The following is a 15,081-nucleotide window of genomic DNA, read 5'->3' on the forward strand; positions in this document are numbered from 1 at the left end:
CGTTCTTTGACCGCTGCGCGCGGTCTCAACCCCCCGTGATGCCCAGTGCGCCCGCGATCGCCTTGGCCGTCACCTCGATGATGTTGGGCACGTAGAAGATCACTCCGATGGCCACGGCGAGGATGATGAACTGCACGAACCTGGTGATCTCACGGGTGAAGAGGAAGAAGAGCGCGACGACGGAGACGACGACGAGGAAGAGCGGGGCGAAGAATTTGCGGAGGAAGTCAGCCAGGCCCTCGGTGTTGACACCAGCCGGAGGAGCGGACGGCTGAGCGAGGTCCATCACGCTCAGCAGGATGGTCTTCAGGATCACTTCTCGTCCTCCGTGCTCATGATCGCGCTTGCCGGGCGGCCACGTGCCCGCGACACGCATGCCCGGATCCGTCCACCGCCGACTCGCTGATCAGGGGGGGTCTGTTCACTGCGGCCCGGCACCATTCGATCATGTGTTACCCCACAGACCGTTTCGCGCCTCGGATGTCCTTGACGAACCACTTGTCGCCCTGTTTGACCACGGTGAGCAGGTAGGCCTGCTCCAGCTTCCCGCTCATGTCCCCGGGATCGGAGGGGGTGGGCTCGGCGGAGGGCGACGCGCCCGAGGGCACGCCCCACACGACCGTGGCGGTGACGTCACGGGTGGCGCCGCCGACGAGGGGGACGTCGAGGTTCTTGAGCTCCACGAAGGTGAACGCGCCGCCGAACCCCTCCAGGGTGACCCCGGCGGCGGCATAGCGCTGCAGGGAGGCGTTGTCGCTCGCGGCGTAGGCCTTGAAGAAGTCGGCCAGCGGGGTGCGGAGCTCGGTCTCCGCGGCCTCGTCACTCTCCCCGGCGGGCACCGGGGGCAGGTTCGCCGGCGTCGGCGCGGGGAGGATCCCCGGTCGGCCGGAGACCACGAACCTGTCGGTCTCGCCGTCGTGGAACACGGGCACGGACAGGAGCTGGCGGCGGTTGCCCGACTGGAACGCCAGGGTCACGACGGCGTTCTCCCTGTCGACGATCTCGGTGCCGTACGGCTGCACCGCGCCGGCGGCCATCCGGCCGAGCCCGTCCCAGCCGAACTGCGGCGGAGCGCCGTCGGGCAGGTAGGGCGCGAGCCGTGCCGCCCTTTCCTGGGAACGGATGGCCTCGAAATTCAGATAGACGGCGGCGAACTGGCTGGCGAAAGAGGTCGCCCGGCTGACCGGGAATTCGCTGTCCGCCGAAACGGGAGCGGACCCGCCTGCGGTGTTCTGCCGGGTGAAGCGCTCAAAAGGTGCACGGACCCCATTCACCACGATGACCACTATTAATGCCCAGAGCACGGCCCTGCCGGTCCACACCAGCCAGCGCCCGCCTCCGCCGGACCATCGGCTCCGGGTCGGCGCACCCCGCCCGCGCGCCGGGGCGCCGGTGAGATCGGGGTCGTAGGACCCCTCCGGGTATGCCGACAGCTCAGGGTCGCCAGCGATCCGAGGATCACGCTGGACCGTTGCCCTTCGAGCCATCATGCCTCCGCTCGCGCCCATCCCCCGGTTGGCGCGGTGTCGTATTACTCCCGACCCCGTTAACCATGGTCAAGCACTTACTCTAACCGCCTCGCCGATTGTTCCAGGAAAGCCACGCCTATGCTGCAGGCATCCTCGTGACTGAGCAAACCCGGTCTGGAACCTGCCAGAACCCGTTACCTGCCCACATCGCCAAGAAAGCGCGTTATGCCTGGTCAACAGGTAACCCGATTACCCAAACGCCACGCATTGCTGTCCAAACGGCAGGGAGAGTATCGCGACCTGCGCATTCACCCCGTATACGTCACGCAGCGTCACCGCATGAGCGAACGGGCCCGGTCCGAGGACCAGGCCCGTTCGCTCTCGGATGATCGGATGAGACGTCAGACGTTGAAGCGGAACTCCACGACGTCGCCGTCGCGCATCACGTAGTCCTTGCCCTCGATCCGGGCCTTGCCCGCCTGGCGGGCGGCGGCGATGGAGCCCGCCTCCACCAGTTCGTCGAAGGAGACGATCTCCGCCTTGATGAAACCGCGCTGGAAGTCGGTGTGGATGACCCCGGCCGCCTCGGGAGCCGTGGCGTTCTTACGGATCGTCCAGGCCCGGGTCTCCTTGGGGCCGGCGGTCAGGTAGGTCTGCAGGCCGAGGGTCTCGAACCCGACCCGGGCGAGCTGCGACAGGCCGGACTCCTCCTGGCCGACGGACTGCAGCAGCTCCAGCGCCTCGTCGTCGGGGAGCTCGACGAGCTCGGACTCGATCTTGGCGTCCAGGAAGACGGCCTCGGCGGGCGCGACGATCGCCGCCAGCCGGGCCCGCAGGTCCTCGTCCGTCAGCTCGTCGGCGTCGAGGTTGAACGCGTAGAGGAACGGCTTGGCGGTCAGCAGGTGCAGCTCGCGCAGGTCGGCCACATCGATCCCGGCCCCCTTCGCCCCGGCGTACAGGGTGGTGCCGCCGTCGAGGAGCTTGACCGCGGCCTCGGCCGCCTCCAGCGTGGCCTTGCGGTCCTTGTTGGTCCTGGACTCCTTCTGGAGGCGGGGGATCGCCTTCTCCAGGGTCTGCAGGTCGGCGAGGATCAGCTCGGTGTTGATCGTCTCGATGTCGCGCTCGGGGGCGACGCCACCGTCCACGTGGGTCACGTCGGGGTCGTTGAAGACCCGGATGACCTGGCAGATGGCGTCGGTCTCGCGGATGTTGGCGAGGAACTGGTTACCCCGCCCCTGCCCCTCCGAGGCGCCGCGGACCAGTCCGGCGATGTCGACGAACTCGACCTTCGCGGGCAGGATCTTCGCGGAACCGAAGATCTCGGCCAGCTTCTCCAGACGCGGGTCGGGAACGCCGACGATGCCCACGTTGGGCTCGATGGTGGCGAACGGATAGTTCGCCGCCAGGGCGTTGGCGGTCTTCGTCAGCGCGTTGAAAAGCGTTGACTTGCCGACGTTGGGCAATCCGACGATGCCGATGCTCAAGCTCACGTCAGCCGAGTTTACGGCGAATCACCCAGTGCTACCCGCCGCAGACAGGTCACAGGCCGGTGGACATCGCGCTCACGCGCCCGTGGACAGCGGTCCGAGGCCGCCGGGCAGCGGCCCCGCACCCCGGTCCGGGCGGTCTCCGCCGTCCGGACGCCGTCCGGACGCGGGCGGCGCACGGCCACCGGATCTCGCCTTCCGTGACCACCCGAGGACTTTGAGCGAGGGAGCGGGGCCGTGAGGGGGCGGGACGGTGCGGGAGTGACGCGAGGGCCGGTCCTGGAAGGCGTGTCGGGAAGCCAGGAGCCGCCGGGCCTGCGATCATTCCGGGGTGGATGTCATGGCACTCGCTTTCCAGCTCGCCGTGGGACTCGCCGCGGGCCTCGCGATCGGATTCCTGCTGGGCCGGGCGCGTGCCTCCTCGGGGGCGGCGGATGCCGGGGCCCGTCTGGCCGAGGCCGAAGCCCGGGCCAAGGTCGCCGAGGAGAAGGTCGCCTACGTCGAGGGGCAGCTCGCCGAACGGTTCCAGGCCCTGTCCGCTCGCGCGCTCGACGTCAACAACCTGCGGTTCCTGGAGCTGGCCGAGACCCGGCTGGCCTCCAGCCGGGCCGAGGCCGCCGGGGAGCTGGAGCAGCGCAAGCAGGCCGTCGAGCACCTGATCGAGCCGTTGAAGGACACCCTGGCCCGCGTCGAGACACAGCTGCGCGACACCCAGTCGGGCCAGCGGGCCGCCCACGCCGAGCTGGCCAAGCACATCGACGTCGTCCGCGAGAGCAACGACCAGCTCCGCGTCCAGACGACCGCGCTGGTGCGCGCCCTGCAGCGCCCGGAGGCCAGGGGCCGGTGGGGGGAGCTCCAGCTCCGCAGGGTCGCCGAGATCGCCGGGATGCAGCGCTACTGCGACTTCGACGAGCAGGCGAGCGTCACCACCCCCGACGGCGTGCTCCGGCCCGACATGGTCGTACGGCTGGCCGGCGGCAAGAACATCGTGGTCGACTCCAAGGTCTCCCTGGCCGCCTATCTGGAGGCCGCCGAGTCCGGCGATCCCGACCACCAGTCGGCCCGGCTCGACTCCCACGCCCGGCACGTCCGCGAGCACGTGGACCGGCTCGCCTCCAAGGCGTACTGGCAGGCGTTCAGCCCGGCGCCGGAGTTCATGGTGCTGTTCATCCCGGGTGAGGCCTTCCTCGCCCCGGCCCTGGAGCGCGATCCCGCCCTGCTGGAGTACGCCATGCGGCGGCGGGTCCACATCGCCACGCCCACCACGTTGATCACCATGCTCCGCACCGCGCAGTACGCCTGGCAGCAGGCCGCGCTCAGCGAGAACGCGCGGGCGGTCTTCGAGCTGGGCAAGGAACTCTACGAACGGCTGGGCACCATGGGACGGAACATGGAGACGATGGGCCGGTCGCTGGGCAGGGCGGTGGAGTCCTACAACCGCACGGTCGGCTCCCTGGAGACGCGGGTGCTGGTGAGCGCGCGCAAGCTGAACGACCTGGGGCTGGTCGACGCCGAACTGGACACGCCCGCGACGGTCGAGGACCTGCCGCGCGCGCTGACCTCGCCCGAACTGCTGGAGGAAGAGGAGCCAAGCTCGCCTCTCGTCTCCCGTCTGAACGGTAGGTTGACGAACGACCTGCCCTAGAAGCTGTTCCCTGAAGCCGCCGACGGCCGGACACTGGAGGCGGAGCGGAGAGGGCTGGCGATGAGGGGCCGAGGTCGAGGGGGACGACTGGTGGACGAGCGACGCGACGGGCAGGCGCTTGGCGGGGTGATCATATGAGTGAGCAGAAGCGGAGCACCGGCATCCGGCTGACCGCCCGGGGCGCGGTGGCGTCCGTGCTGGTGTTCACGCTGCTGGGCAGTCTCCTGCAGGCTCTGCTCGGGCTGCCGGCGCTGATCGGCCTGATGTTCGTGGCCGGCTGCGGGGCCGCGGTGGCGCTGGTGAACCGGCGGGACCTGCTCTCGCTGGTGGTGTCCCCACCGCTGGTCTTCTTCACGGCCACGCTGATCGCCGAGGCCGTCCGGTCGCTGGGCGCGGCCTCACCGGTCCAGGCCCTCGGCCTGGGCATGCTGACCAAGCTGTCGGCCGGCGCGCCGTGGCTGTTCGGCGGCTCGCTGCTGGTCCTGCTCGTCGCCTGGCGCCGCGGCCTGGCCCAGTGCGTCCGCGACCTGCGCGAGGAGCTGCGGGCCACCGGCCCCGACATCCCCCGCCCGAGGAGCGGTGACAGCGTCGGCTACGCCCCCGAACCCGAGGGCTACTTCGAGCCCAAGGTGTACGGCACGCCCCGCGAGGGCCAGTAGGGATCCGGCCGGCGGCGCCGGTCACCGTACGGCGGCGTCCGGCGCCGCCGTACGGCCGGGCGCCGGGTCAGACGGTGGCGCGCAGGTCCTTGCGGAGCTCGTGCGGGAGGGCGAAGCGGACGTTCTCCTCGACCGACTCGACCTCTTCGACGTCGTCGAAGCCGTGCGCGGCGAGGCGGGCCAGTACCTCGGAGACGAGCTCGTCGGGGACCGAGGCGCCGCTCGTCACGCCGACCGTGGTGACCCCGTCGAGCCACTCGTCCTTGATGAGCGAGGCGTCGTCGACCAGGTAGGAGGCGTCGGCCCCGTGGTCGACGGCGACCTCGACCAGTCGCTTGGAGTTGGAGGAGTTCTCCGAGCCGACGACGATGACGAGCTGGGCCTGGGCGGCGATCTCCTTCACCGCGACCTGGCGGTTCTGGGTGGCGTAGCAGATGTCGTCGCTCGGCGGATCGATGAGGTTCGGGAAGCGCTCCTTGAGCCGGGAGACCGTCTCGACCGTCTCGTCCACCGACAGCGTGGTCTGCGACAGCCACACCAGCCGGCTGGGGTCCTTCACCTGGACGGCGGCGACCGAGTCGAGGCCGTCGACGAGCTGGATGTGGTCGGGCGCCTCGCCCGCGGTGCCCTCGACCTCCTCGTGGCCCTCGTGGCCGATGAGCAGGATGTCGTAGTCCTGGGAGGCGAAGCGCTTGGCCTCGTTGTGCACCTTGGTCACCAGCGGGCAGGTGGCGTCGATCGTCCTGAGGCTGCGCTGGGCGGCCTCCCGGTGGACGGCCGGGGAGACTCCGTGGGCGGAGAAGACCACGATGGCGCCTTCGGGGACCTCCTCGGTCTCCTCGACGAAGATCGCTCCACGCGCCTCAAGGGTCCTGACCACATGGGTGTTGTGGACGATCTGCTTACGGACGTAGATCGGCGCGCCGTACTGCTCCAGCGCCTTCTCCACGGCTTGGACCGCTCGATCGACCCCCGCGCAGTAGCCACGGGGCCTAGCCACAAGTACGCGTCGGGTCGCGGGGGTCTTTGAAGTCATGTTCTTATGCTACGTGGAGTGTCCGCTGGGCCGCCCACGCGTCCTATGACCTCATACGGCACAGTCTTGCGAGACTAGACGCCTAAAACAGACCTCCCAGGGAGACGACATGGCAGTCCCCGACATCGTCCGCAATGTCACCAGAAATGTCCGCGAGGCGCTTTCCAGCCGCGAGGGGTTCAAAGAGAAGGCGAAGGAGCTGCCGCTCTACGTGCTGCAGTCCGCGCTGAGCGGGGTCGGCCAGGCCCTCCTGATCGGCGACCGCATGCGGACCACGATCAAGCGCATCGCCGGGCAGGACGAGGACACCGACGAGACCCGCCCGAAGACCGCCGACGAGCTCGCCAAGGGCGAGAAGGCGGAGGAGAAGGTCGCCGAGAAGCCGGTCCGGCGCGAGCCGGTCATCTTCGCCCCGCGCCCGGAGAGCGCCTCCCCCAAGGAGGACAGGTCCGAGGCCAACGGCGCCAGGCCCCGCCCCGAGCCGGTCATCTTCGCCCCCGCCAAGCCGAAGACCGCCACCGGACCCGCGCCCGCCGCACCCGAGGCCAAGCCCGCCGTAGCCGAGGCCAAGCCGGCCGTAGCCGAGGCGAAGCCGGCCGGGAACGAGCCCGCCAAGGCGACCGGGGCCAAGACCGCCGAGACCGCCAAGCCGGAGACCGAACCGACCGAGGCCAAGCCCTCCGAGACCAAGCCCGTCGTAGCCGAGACGACCGAGGCCAAGGTCACCGAGACCAGGGCCGCCGAGACCGCCAAGCCCGCCGTAGCCGAGACGACCGAGACCGAGGTCACCGAGACCAAGCTCGCCGAGACCGCCGTAGCCAAGGCGACCGAGACCAGGGCCGCCGAGACCGCCAAGCCGGAGGCCAAGCCCGCCGTGGCCGAGACCAAGCCGGCCGAAAGCGAGCCGGCCAAGGTCGCAAAGACCGCCAAGGCCACCCAGGCCGGGATCCCCGCGCCCGCGGCCGTGAAAGTCGAGGTCACCGAGGTCAAGACCGCCAAGCCCGAGGCGTCCGACGCCGCACTGGTCGAGGTCACCGAGACCAAGGTCGCCGCTCCGGTGGCCGAGCCGGTCGGGGCGGTCACCGTACCCGCCGAGCCGATGCCCGGCTACGGCCAGCTGACGGTCGCGTCCCTGCGCGCCCGGATGCGCGGCAAGACGGCCGGGCAGATCCGGGAGTTCCTCGCCTACGAGCGGGCCACCACCGTCCGCGCGGAGGTCGTGCGGATGTACGAGAACCGGCTGGCCAAGCTGGAAGCGGCGGAATAGCGGCAGCCGGCGCGTAGGCTCCCGACCATGAGCTCGAAGACCACTCCGGAACAGCCGCTCCCTGTCCGCACGGTGCTGCAGATGGTCGGCGGCTGGATCGGCAAGCTCGGCACCGTCTGGGTGGAGGGGCAGATCACCGAGCTGACCGCTCGCGGCGGCACGGTGTTCCTGACGTTGCGTGATCCCGTGGCCAACGTGTCCGCCCGGGTCACCTGCCCCCGTGGCGTCTACGAGGCGACCGTCCCCCGGCCGGTGGACGGCGCCCGGGTCGTCATGCATCTGAAGCCGGACTTCTGGGTCAACAAGGGCTCGTTCGCGTTCACCGCGCTGGAGATGCGGCCGGTCGGCGTCGGCGAGCTGCTGGCCCGGCTGGAACGGCTGCGCCAGGTGCTCGCCGCCGAGGGGCTCTTCGGAGTCGACCGCAAGCGGCGGCTGCCGTTCCTGCCCGGCACGATCGGGTTGATCTGCGGCCGTGACTCGGCCGCCGAGCGCGACGTGCTGGAGAACTCGCGGCGGCGCTGGCCCGCGGTGCGCTTCAAGGTCGAGCCGGTGGCCGTGCAGGGGCCGTACGCGGTCACCGAGGTCGGCGAGGCTCTGCGGAAGTTCGACGCGGACGGCGAGGTCGACGTCATCGTGATCGCGCGGGGCGGCGGGTCGATGGAGGACCTGCTGCCCTTCTCCGACGAGGCGCTGGTCCGGGCGGTGGCCGCGTGCCGGACCCCGGTGGTCAGCGCGATCGGTCACGAGCAGGACAACCCGCTGCTCGACCTGGTCGCCGACGTACGGGCCTCCACCCCCACGGACGCCGCCAAGAAGGTCGTGCCGGACGTCGGCGAGCAGCTCACGCTCATCCGCCAGCTCCGTGATCGGGGCCGGCGGGTGGCGGGCGGGTGGCTGGAGCGTGAGACGGCGTGGCTGACCGCGGTCCGTTCCCGCCCCTCGCTGGCCGACCCGGTCCGTGAGATCGAGCGCAGGGCCGAGCAGGCCGAGCAGCTCAGGGACCGGGCGAGGCGCTCGCTGACCGGCTCCCTGGACCGCGCCCAGGACTCCCTGGAGCACCTGCGGGCCCGCCTGGTGTCCCTGTCCCCCGCCGCCACCCTGGAGCGCGGCTACGCGATCGTGCAGCGCCCCACGGGCGACGTCGTACGGCGGGCGGCCGACGTCGCCCCCGGCGACGAGCTGACGGTCCGCTTCCCCGACGACCGGGTGACGGTCAGGAGGGATTCCGCCAGGTGAGCGAGGGGTAGTGGTGGCCGTCGTCGACGAAGCCGAACTCGCGGTAGAGCGGCTCGCCGTCCGACGTGGCGTGCAGGTCCACGCGGTGGATCCTGCTGCCGCGATACCACTCCATGAGCCTGGACATGATCGCCCGGCTGTGTCCCCGGCGCCGGTGGCCGGGGTCGGTGGTCATGCCCTGGATGTAGCCGTAGCGGCCGTCGGGGAGGCTGGGGCCGGGGAAGCGCTCGAAGATGAGGCCCATCCCGCAGGCGGCCAGCCCCCCGCTGAGGGCGTCCACCACGTAGACGGCCGTGTCGTCGCTGCCCAGCCGCTCCACGAGGCTGTCGGCGTAGGCCTGCCGCCAGTCGCCGTCGACCGGGTAGCTGCCGTCCTGGGCCATCCGGTCGGCCAGGATCTCACGCAGGCGGAGCAGCTCGGGGATGTCGTCGTGGCTCGCGGCGCGGACACTCATCTGAATCCTTTCAGCGTGGAGACCCCCGCTTTTAGGCGTGGGGAGGAAACGCGGCACGGTGCCGCGGGGTTTGGTAGGTTCAACTCGTCCAGCGGTGATAACCAAACCACTGGACCTATCGCCGGGCTGGCGAGATGTGAAGCCTGTGGAGGCTATGTAAGACCGTTGGACGGTTCCCCGTCCCTCGCCTTGACCGGAACGGCAATCGCCCGTGAAGCAGGAAGATCCAACCCGCGAGGGCTGGAATCCCCCGGCTTCAGCCGTGGGGAAGAAGTCAACCATGTAGTTTCCCAGGCCCGCGGTCCGGAGCGTTCCCCGGCGGCGCCCTCTAGGGTGGTGGATGTGGCCGATGAGAAGACACCGTCGTATGAGCAGGCACGCGAGGAGCTGACCGAGGTGGTCCGCCGTCTGGAGGCGGGCGGTCTCACGCTGGAGCAGTCGATCGAGCTGTGGGAGCGCGGCGAGAAGCTGGCGTCGCTGTGCGAGGAGTGGCTTCAGGGCGCCCGGGTGAAGCTCGCCGCCGCCATGGCGCAGCGCCGGCAGCCCGACCCCGCCGGAGACGCGCCTTTCTGACCGGCCGGACCGCGGCCGACGGGCGGCTCTCTCCCGCCGATCGGCCAGCGCCCGTGCCGGGAGGCGACTCCCGCTGATCGGCCAGCGCCCGTGCCGGGAGGCGACTTCAGCGTGACGGCCACGGGAGCGTCCGGAGGCGGCCGTCTCCCGGTCAGGAGGCGGCTTTCACCTGCTGCTTGAGGGATCCGGCCAGGACGGACAGCTCCTCCCACGGGGCGGTGCCGGTGACGACGACCGTGGCGTCGGGCAGGAGCCGGACGAGGGAGCGCTGGTCCTTGTCCTTGCGGAGGCGCTGCTCCCAGGTCACGCCGTTGATCTGGATGCTGCCGGTGACCTCGCTGGTGTTGGCCATCCGGTTGGCGAACTCGGCCGCCGGCTTCTCGTCGCTCTGGACGAGCATCGCGTGGGAGCGCGTGGCGGCTTCGGGGCGCTTGGCGGTGGCGAAGCCGAGCCTCCAGGTCACCGCGCCCTTCTCCTTGGTCATCCGTGAGCTCGTCGGGACCCATCCGGCGGGCGCCGGCTCCGGCGACCACACCTCGTAGGGCGCGTCGCGGCGCATGTTGGCCACGTCGATCGAGAAGTCGACCTTGGGGAGGTGCTCGGTCCTGCTCTGCGGCGTGACCAGCAGGAAGACGCCGACGCCGGCGAGGCAGACCAGCATCGCGACCGCGTAGCCGTAGAAACCCTGAGTGAACCGTTCCACGACTGTCGAGACTAGTCGCTCGGGGGCGCGGTCCGGCCTCAGGGGCGTCTGATCTGGCCGATGATGCCCAGCACGCCCTCGGCGAGGGTGCGGGAGGCGTCTTCGTCCTCGGACAGGGCGACCTCGGAGACGGCGGCGGCGAGCGCGCCGGTGAGGACCACGACCAGCGCGCCCTCGTCGCCCTCGAACAGGGCGGCGTTGCGCTTGGCCCACTGGCGGAGCCGGTCGCGCATGATGACCTCGAACCCGGGCGGCCCGTCACCGCGCAGGAAGAGCGCGGCGAGCTCGCGCTCGGCCAGGCAGCCCTCCAGGTAGGCGCGTGCGCCGGCGATGAACAGCCGCATCGGGTCGGTCTCGCCCCCGGCGCGGGCCTCCTGGACCGCCTGCTTGGTCCGCTGGGTCTGCCGGGTCTGGAAGTCCTCGAAGAGCGTCAGGTAGAGGTCGGCCTTGCCGGAGAAGTGATGGTAGAGACTGCCGACGCTCGCCCCGGCGCGGGAGACCACCTCGGTGACACCGGCCTCCGCGAAGCCGCTTGTGACGAAGATCTCCCTGGCCGCTGTGAGAAGTGCGACGCGCGTGGCGGCACCCCGCTCGGAGGTCCGTGCAGTCACGCCTGTCACCAGCCGTTCCGTGTCGCTACTCATGGTGTGCACACATTATCCCGCGCCATCCGGCAAGAAGGGTGCAACTACGATCGTTGCAGTAATCCACGAGAGGGGCTCCTCGTCATGTCCGATCAGACGTCCGTACCTGCCGCGCTCGCCACGGGCGCACACGCACCTGATCGCAACCTCGCCCTCGAACTGGTCAGGGTCACCGAGGCGGCGGCGATGGCCGCGGCCCGCTGGGTCGGGCGCGGCGACAAGAACGGCGCCGACGGCGCCGCGGTGAACGCGATGCGCCAGCTGATCAACACGGTCTCGATGAACGGTGTGGTGGTGATCGGCGAGGGCGAGAAGGACAACGCGCCGATGCTCTACAACGGCGAGCATGTCGGGGACGGCAGCGGCGCCGAGTGCGACGTGGCCGTGGACCCGATCGACGGCACCCGGCTCACCGCGCTGGGCATGCCCAACGGGATCTCGGTCATCGCGGTCAGCGAGCGCGGCTCGATGTACGACCCGTCGGCCGTCTTCTACATGGACAAGCTGGTCACCGGCCCCGAGGCCGCCGGTTCGGTGGACATCAACGCTCCGGTGGCCGACAACATCTCCGCGGTGGCGCGCGCCAAGGGGGGCGAGCCCTCGGACGTGACCGTGGTCATCCTCGACCGGCCCCGGCACGAGAAGATCATCAGGGAGATCCGCGAGGCCGGCGCGCGGATCAAGCTCATCACCGACGGCGACGTGGCCGGAGCGATCATGGCCGCCCGCGCGGGCACCGGCGTCGATCTGATGCTCGGCATCGGCGGCACGCCCGAGGGCATCATCGCCGCCTGCGCGCTCAAGTGCCTGGGCGGCGTCATCCAGGGCAGGCTCTGGCCGCAGGACGACGCCGAGCGCCGCCGGGCACTGGACGCCGGCCTCGACCTGGACGCCACGCTGAGCACCGACGACCTGGTCCGCTCCGACGACGTGTTCTTCGCGGCCAGCGGGATCACCGACGGCGAGCTGATGCAGGGCGTCCGCTACCGCGGCGGCCACGCCGTCACCAGCTCCCTGGTCATGCGGGGCCGTTCCGGCACGATCCGCAAGATCGAGAGCGAGCACCAGCTCTGGAAGCTGCGCGCCTACAGCGCGATCAACTTCGACAACGCGAGCTGAGCCGCCCGGCGCCGCCCGTGGTGCCGCGGTTCAGCGGCGGAACCACGGCCGGCGGGGACGTTTGGGCGACTTGGCGACGATGCTGCCCAGGGTGACGAGCCCGGTGATCTCGATGACCGGGCCGTCGGGCGAGGGCGGGACCTGGTTCTTCTTGCCTCCCATGATGGCGGAGGCGGGCATCTCGATCCGGACGCCCTCCGGGACGATCAGCGTGAGGGTCGCGGCCATCACCGTGACCTGAAGGGTCACGTGGCCGGACTGGAGCAGTGCTTCGCGCAGGTCGAGCGTGACGTTGGCGCAGATCGCGGTGGCGGAGAAGCGGGTGGGCACCACCCAGCGGCCCGAGCGCTCCTGCGAGCCGAAGAAGGCCATCACCGGGCCGTCGTCGGTCCGCAGCGGCTGGGCCTCCGGCGGGAGCAGGTCGGCGGTCAGCGCGGTGAGCTCGCCCAGCGTGCGGGCCCGGTAGAGCGCCTGGAGCCGTTCCTCGTGCTCGCCGTGGTCCAGACGGCCGTCGGCGAGCGCGTCGCTCAGCACGGCGGCCACCCGGTCCCGGTCGGCGTCTCCGGCACGCAGTTCGCCGGGGCGCGGGGGGCGCGCGGAGTTGCGGGTCGACGGGGGCGGGAAACTGTCCACCCTTCGACGATAATCGCTCCCGGGGCCGTAGCGGCGCGACGAGGTCGTCGACGCAGCCGCGGAAGACGGCCGCCGTGTCGACCCGGTCGGGGCCGGGGGCCACTGGTTCCGCGGGCCGTCCATCATGGCGATCAGCCGGTCGGCGTGGGCCTCGGGGTCGATGCCCGCGCGGAACTCGCCGGACTCCACCGCTCTGCCCAGCGCCCGGGTCACCTGGCCGCGGAGCCTCCGGTCGGCTCCCGTCCTCACCCGGGCACCCTGACGCGCGGGCCCGGGTGACCGGCCATTGACCGGCGGAGACGGCGCCCCTACCCTGACGAGAACTTGAACCCCCCTCATGTTCTCCGGAGGTCGTAGTGCCGACCCCACGCGACAGACAAGCACGAGTGGCGACCTGGGCCGCCTTCTTCGTCCAGGGTCTCTGTTTCGCCACCCTGCTCACCCATGTGATCGACCTGCAGCACAGGTTCGGGCTGAGCGACGGCGACCTCACCCTCGTCCTGCTGCTCGTGCCGGTGATCGCCGGCGTCGGGAGCGTCGTGGCCGCCCCCCTGGCCGCGCGGTACGGCAGCGGCCCGGTCCTGCGGATCTCCCAGCTCGGCGTCTGCGCCGTCGTGGCCCTGTCCGGATGGAACAGCGGGCTCGCCGGGCTGTACGCGCTCAGCGCCGTGTTCGGGCTGTTCGTCGGGGCGGTGGACGCGGCGATGAACATGCAGGCCGTCGCGGTCGAGCGCCGCTACGGCATGAGCGTGCTGACCGGTTTCCACGCCGTGTGGAGCGTCGGCTCGATGCTGGGCGCCGGATTCAACTCCGCCTTCACCGCGCTCGGTACGGACCTGGGCTGGTCGTTCTCCATCCCGGTGGCCATCGGTGCCGCGATCTCAGTGATCATGCTTCCCCTGCTCTACGACCGGGACGGGGAGCGGGCGACGGCGCGGAACGCGCAGCCGGCGGCCAGGGTGCCGTGGCGGCCGATCATCCCGCTCTGCCTGGCGATGGCGTTCCTCTACGTCGGCGACGCGGCGGTCTCCAACTACGGCACCGTCTACATGGAGAGCGCGCTGTCGGCCAGCGGCTGGCTGGTGCCCTTCGCCTACCTCGTCTACCAGGCGGCCATGCTCCTCGCGCGGGTCCCGGGGGACTTCGCGGTGCGCAGGTACGGCCCGGCCCCGGTCGTCCGCGTGGGCGCGGTGATCGCGGTCGTGGGCACGCTCGGCGTCGTCGTCGCCCCCGGCGTCCTGGTGGCCGTCCTGTCGTTCGGCCTGATCGGCCTCGGCCTGTCGATCATCGCGCCGCAGTCGTTCTCGGCGGCCGGCCGTCTCGGCGCCGGGGCAGAGACGGCGATCGCGCGCGTCAACATGTTCAACTACGTCGGCTTCCTCGTCGGCGCGGCCGTGGTCGGCACCATTAACGACACAGTGGACGCGCGGATGGCGTTCGTGCCCGCCGCCGTCGTGGTGGCCCTGATCGTGCCGCTGGCCAGGGGCTTCCAGCCGGATCCGGAGCTCACCGCGCAGAGGTAGGGGCGCCGGGCCCGCCCGCCGAGGAAACAGGCCCGCCGCGCCTCCGGCACGTCGGCGGGCCCGGGCCACCTCGTCGGGCACGCCGAGCGCCGATCGGATGCCTCCGGCGCGGGGAACCCGGACGGCGCGGAGAACCCGGGTTTCAGTCCCGGGAGGAGGTCAACGCCACGCCTTCGTCATGGGGAGCCGGGGGTCGACCGCCTGCTCCGCCCAGGAGGAGCGGATCCAGCCGTGCCGGGGGTCGTCGCAGAAGGCCATGGACCGCTGGGGGGCGGGCCCGGCCAGCACGTTGAGGTAGTACAGGTCGTAGCCGGGGGCCGCCATCGACGGGCCGTGGTAGCCGTGCGGGACCAGCACCACGTCTCCGCCCGACACCTCGGCCAGCGTGTCGTGGGTGCCGTAGACCCGCTGGTAGCCGGGGCCGCCCTCGAAGTAGTAGATCTCCTCCAGTACGGCCTCGTGCTCGGAGGCGGTGTCGTGCTTGTGCGGCGGGTAGGACGACCAGTTGCCGCCGGGGCGAGCAGGAGTTTCCCGGTCCGGTACGGTCCGGCGCGCGAGGTCCCGGTCGAGGTGCGCGGCGCCGGCCAGGCCAGCCGCCAGGTCAACAACTTCTGCGCCCCGGACGCCTTCGAC

General features: G+C 70.9%; 16 protein-coding genes. 7 read left to right on the forward strand and 9 right to left on the reverse strand.

Features of this window, described 5'->3' with window-relative positions; genetic code table 11:
• Positions 1–25: 25 nt before the first annotated feature.
• From CA984_RS21795 to ychF, 3 genes are all read right to left on the reverse strand, one after another.
• Entirely contained in the window at positions 26–286 is a 261-nt protein-coding gene (locus CA984_RS21795) for a hypothetical protein (protein WP_086575287.1), read from the reverse strand.
• 166 nt (positions 287–452) lie between these two features.
• Entirely contained in the window at positions 453–1,490 is a 1,038-nt protein-coding gene (locus CA984_RS21800; protein WP_242676089.1) for a conjugal transfer protein, read from the reverse strand.
• A gap of 380 nt (positions 1,491–1,870) precedes the next feature.
• Positions 1,871–2,959, reverse strand: coding sequence for a redox-regulated ATPase YchF (ychF, locus tag CA984_RS21805; protein WP_086575263.1), 1,089 nt, complete (start codon positions 2,957–2,959; stop codon positions 1,871–1,873).
• 337 nt (positions 2,960–3,296) lie between these two features.
• Here ychF and CA984_RS21810 point away from each other — a divergent pair, with 337 nt between their 5' ends.
• Both CA984_RS21810 and CA984_RS21815 read left to right on the forward strand, forming a co-directional pair.
• The gene (locus CA984_RS21810) at positions 3,297–4,601 is read left to right on the forward strand and encodes a DNA recombination protein RmuC (RefSeq protein ID WP_086575265.1); all 1,305 of its coding nucleotides are present in this window, start codon (positions 3,297–3,299) and stop codon (positions 4,599–4,601) included.
• A 134-nt stretch (positions 4,602–4,735) separates the two neighbouring features.
• A complete protein-coding gene (locus CA984_RS21815; protein WP_086575266.1) occupies positions 4,736–5,260 on the forward strand; it encodes a DUF6542 domain-containing protein in 525 nt (174 codons plus the stop codon).
• 67 nt (positions 5,261–5,327) lie between these two features.
• Here CA984_RS21815 and CA984_RS21820 read toward each other — a convergent pair whose 3' ends face one another.
• The gene (locus CA984_RS21820) at positions 5,328–6,296 is read right to left on the reverse strand and encodes a 4-hydroxy-3-methylbut-2-enyl diphosphate reductase (RefSeq protein WP_086575268.1); all 969 of its coding nucleotides are present in this window, start codon (positions 6,294–6,296) and stop codon (positions 5,328–5,330) included.
• Between the two features lie 109 nt (positions 6,297–6,405).
• Here CA984_RS21820 and CA984_RS21825 point away from each other — a divergent pair, with 109 nt between their 5' ends.
• The gene (locus CA984_RS21825; RefSeq protein ID WP_086575270.1) at positions 6,406–7,563 is read left to right on the forward strand and encodes a hypothetical protein; all 1,158 of its coding nucleotides are present in this window, start codon (positions 6,406–6,408) and stop codon (positions 7,561–7,563) included.
• A 27-nt stretch (positions 7,564–7,590) separates the two neighbouring features.
• Positions 7,591–8,799, forward strand: a complete 1,209-nt coding sequence (xseA, locus tag CA984_RS21830; protein WP_086575272.1) for an exodeoxyribonuclease VII large subunit — start codon at positions 7,591–7,593, stop codon at positions 8,797–8,799.
• Here xseA and CA984_RS21835 read toward each other — a convergent pair.
• On the reverse strand, positions 8,777–9,253 hold the full coding sequence (locus tag CA984_RS21835) for a GNAT family N-acetyltransferase (protein ID WP_086575274.1): 477 nt from the start codon (positions 9,251–9,253) through the stop codon (positions 8,777–8,779). The genes xseA and CA984_RS21835 overlap by 23 nt on opposite strands.
• 342 nt (positions 9,254–9,595) lie before the next feature.
• Between CA984_RS21835 and CA984_RS21840 the strand changes: the two genes are divergently transcribed.
• Positions 9,596–9,826 (forward strand): exodeoxyribonuclease VII small subunit, encoded by a 231-nt coding sequence (locus CA984_RS21840; protein ID WP_165781356.1) that lies wholly within the window; start codon positions 9,596–9,598, stop codon positions 9,824–9,826.
• 151 nt (positions 9,827–9,977) lie between these two features.
• On the opposite strand, the gene CA984_RS21845 is transcribed toward CA984_RS21840, so the two are convergent.
• Together CA984_RS21845 and CA984_RS21850 are read right to left on the reverse strand one after the other, a co-directional pair.
• On the reverse strand, positions 9,978–10,529 hold the full coding sequence (locus CA984_RS21845; protein ID WP_086575278.1) for a DUF4245 domain-containing protein: 552 nt from the start codon (positions 10,527–10,529) through the stop codon (positions 9,978–9,980).
• Between the two features lie 38 nt (positions 10,530–10,567).
• Complete coding sequence (locus tag CA984_RS21850) at positions 10,568–11,173, reverse strand: TetR/AcrR family transcriptional regulator (protein ID WP_086575291.1); 606 nt, start codon at positions 11,171–11,173, stop codon at positions 10,568–10,570.
• A gap of 84 nt (positions 11,174–11,257) precedes the next feature.
• Here CA984_RS21850 and glpX point away from each other — a divergent pair, with 84 nt between their 5' ends.
• On the forward strand, positions 11,258–12,292 hold the full coding sequence (glpX, locus tag CA984_RS21855) for a class II fructose-bisphosphatase (protein WP_086575280.1): 1,035 nt from the start codon (positions 11,258–11,260) through the stop codon (positions 12,290–12,292).
• Positions 12,293–12,322: 30 nt separating this feature from the next.
• Here glpX and CA984_RS21860 read toward each other — a convergent pair whose 3' ends face one another.
• Positions 12,323–13,174 (reverse strand): DUF1707 domain-containing protein, encoded by an 852-nt coding sequence (locus tag CA984_RS21860; RefSeq protein ID WP_165781357.1) that lies wholly within the window; start codon positions 13,172–13,174, stop codon positions 12,323–12,325.
• A 137-nt stretch (positions 13,175–13,311) separates the two neighbouring features.
• Between CA984_RS21860 and CA984_RS21865 the strand changes: the two genes are divergently transcribed.
• Complete coding sequence (locus CA984_RS21865) at positions 13,312–14,448, forward strand: MFS transporter (RefSeq protein WP_242676090.1); 1,137 nt, start codon at positions 13,312–13,314, stop codon at positions 14,446–14,448.
• 159 nt (positions 14,449–14,607) lie between these two features.
• Here the strand turns inward: CA984_RS21865 and CA984_RS21870 are convergent.
• Positions 14,608–15,081: 5-deoxy-glucuronate isomerase (locus tag CA984_RS21870; RefSeq protein ID WP_242676091.1), on the reverse strand; the 474-nt coding region annotated here is incomplete at its 5' end.

The sequence above is a fragment of the Streptosporangium minutum genome (genome assembly GCF_002149035.1).
GTDB classification, from domain to species: Bacteria; Actinomycetota; Actinomycetes; order Streptosporangiales; family Streptosporangiaceae; genus Streptosporangium; species Streptosporangium minutum.

Excerpts from the sequence above, each read along its gene's own strand:
- CA984_RS21795 (WP_086575287.1), bottom strand. The coding sequence starts at position 286 with ATGGACCTCGCTCAGCCGTCCGCTCCTCCGGCTGGTGTCAACACCGAG.
- CA984_RS21800 (WP_242676089.1), bottom strand. The coding sequence starts at position 1,490 with ATGATGGCTCGAAGGGCAACGGTCCAGCGTGATCCTCGGATCGCTGGC.
- CA984_RS21810 (WP_086575265.1), top strand. The coding sequence starts at position 3,297 with ATGGCACTCGCTTTCCAGCTCGCCGTGGGACTCGCCGCGGGCCTCGCG.
- CA984_RS21815 (WP_086575266.1), top strand. The coding sequence starts at position 4,736 with ATGAGTGAGCAGAAGCGGAGCACCGGCATCCGGCTGACCGCCCGGGGC.
- CA984_RS21820 (WP_086575268.1), bottom strand. The coding sequence starts at position 6,296 with ATGACTTCAAAGACCCCCGCGACCCGACGCGTACTTGTGGCTAGGCCC.
- CA984_RS21825 (WP_086575270.1), top strand. The coding sequence starts at position 6,406 with ATGGCAGTCCCCGACATCGTCCGCAATGTCACCAGAAATGTCCGCGAG.
- xseA (WP_086575272.1), top strand. The coding sequence starts at position 7,591 with ATGAGCTCGAAGACCACTCCGGAACAGCCGCTCCCTGTCCGCACGGTG.
- CA984_RS21835 (WP_086575274.1), bottom strand. The coding sequence starts at position 9,253 with ATGAGTGTCCGCGCCGCGAGCCACGACGACATCCCCGAGCTGCTCCGC.
- CA984_RS21850 (WP_086575291.1), bottom strand. The coding sequence starts at position 11,173 with ATGAGTAGCGACACGGAACGGCTGGTGACAGGCGTGACTGCACGGACC.
- glpX (WP_086575280.1), top strand. The coding sequence starts at position 11,258 with ATGTCCGATCAGACGTCCGTACCTGCCGCGCTCGCCACGGGCGCACAC.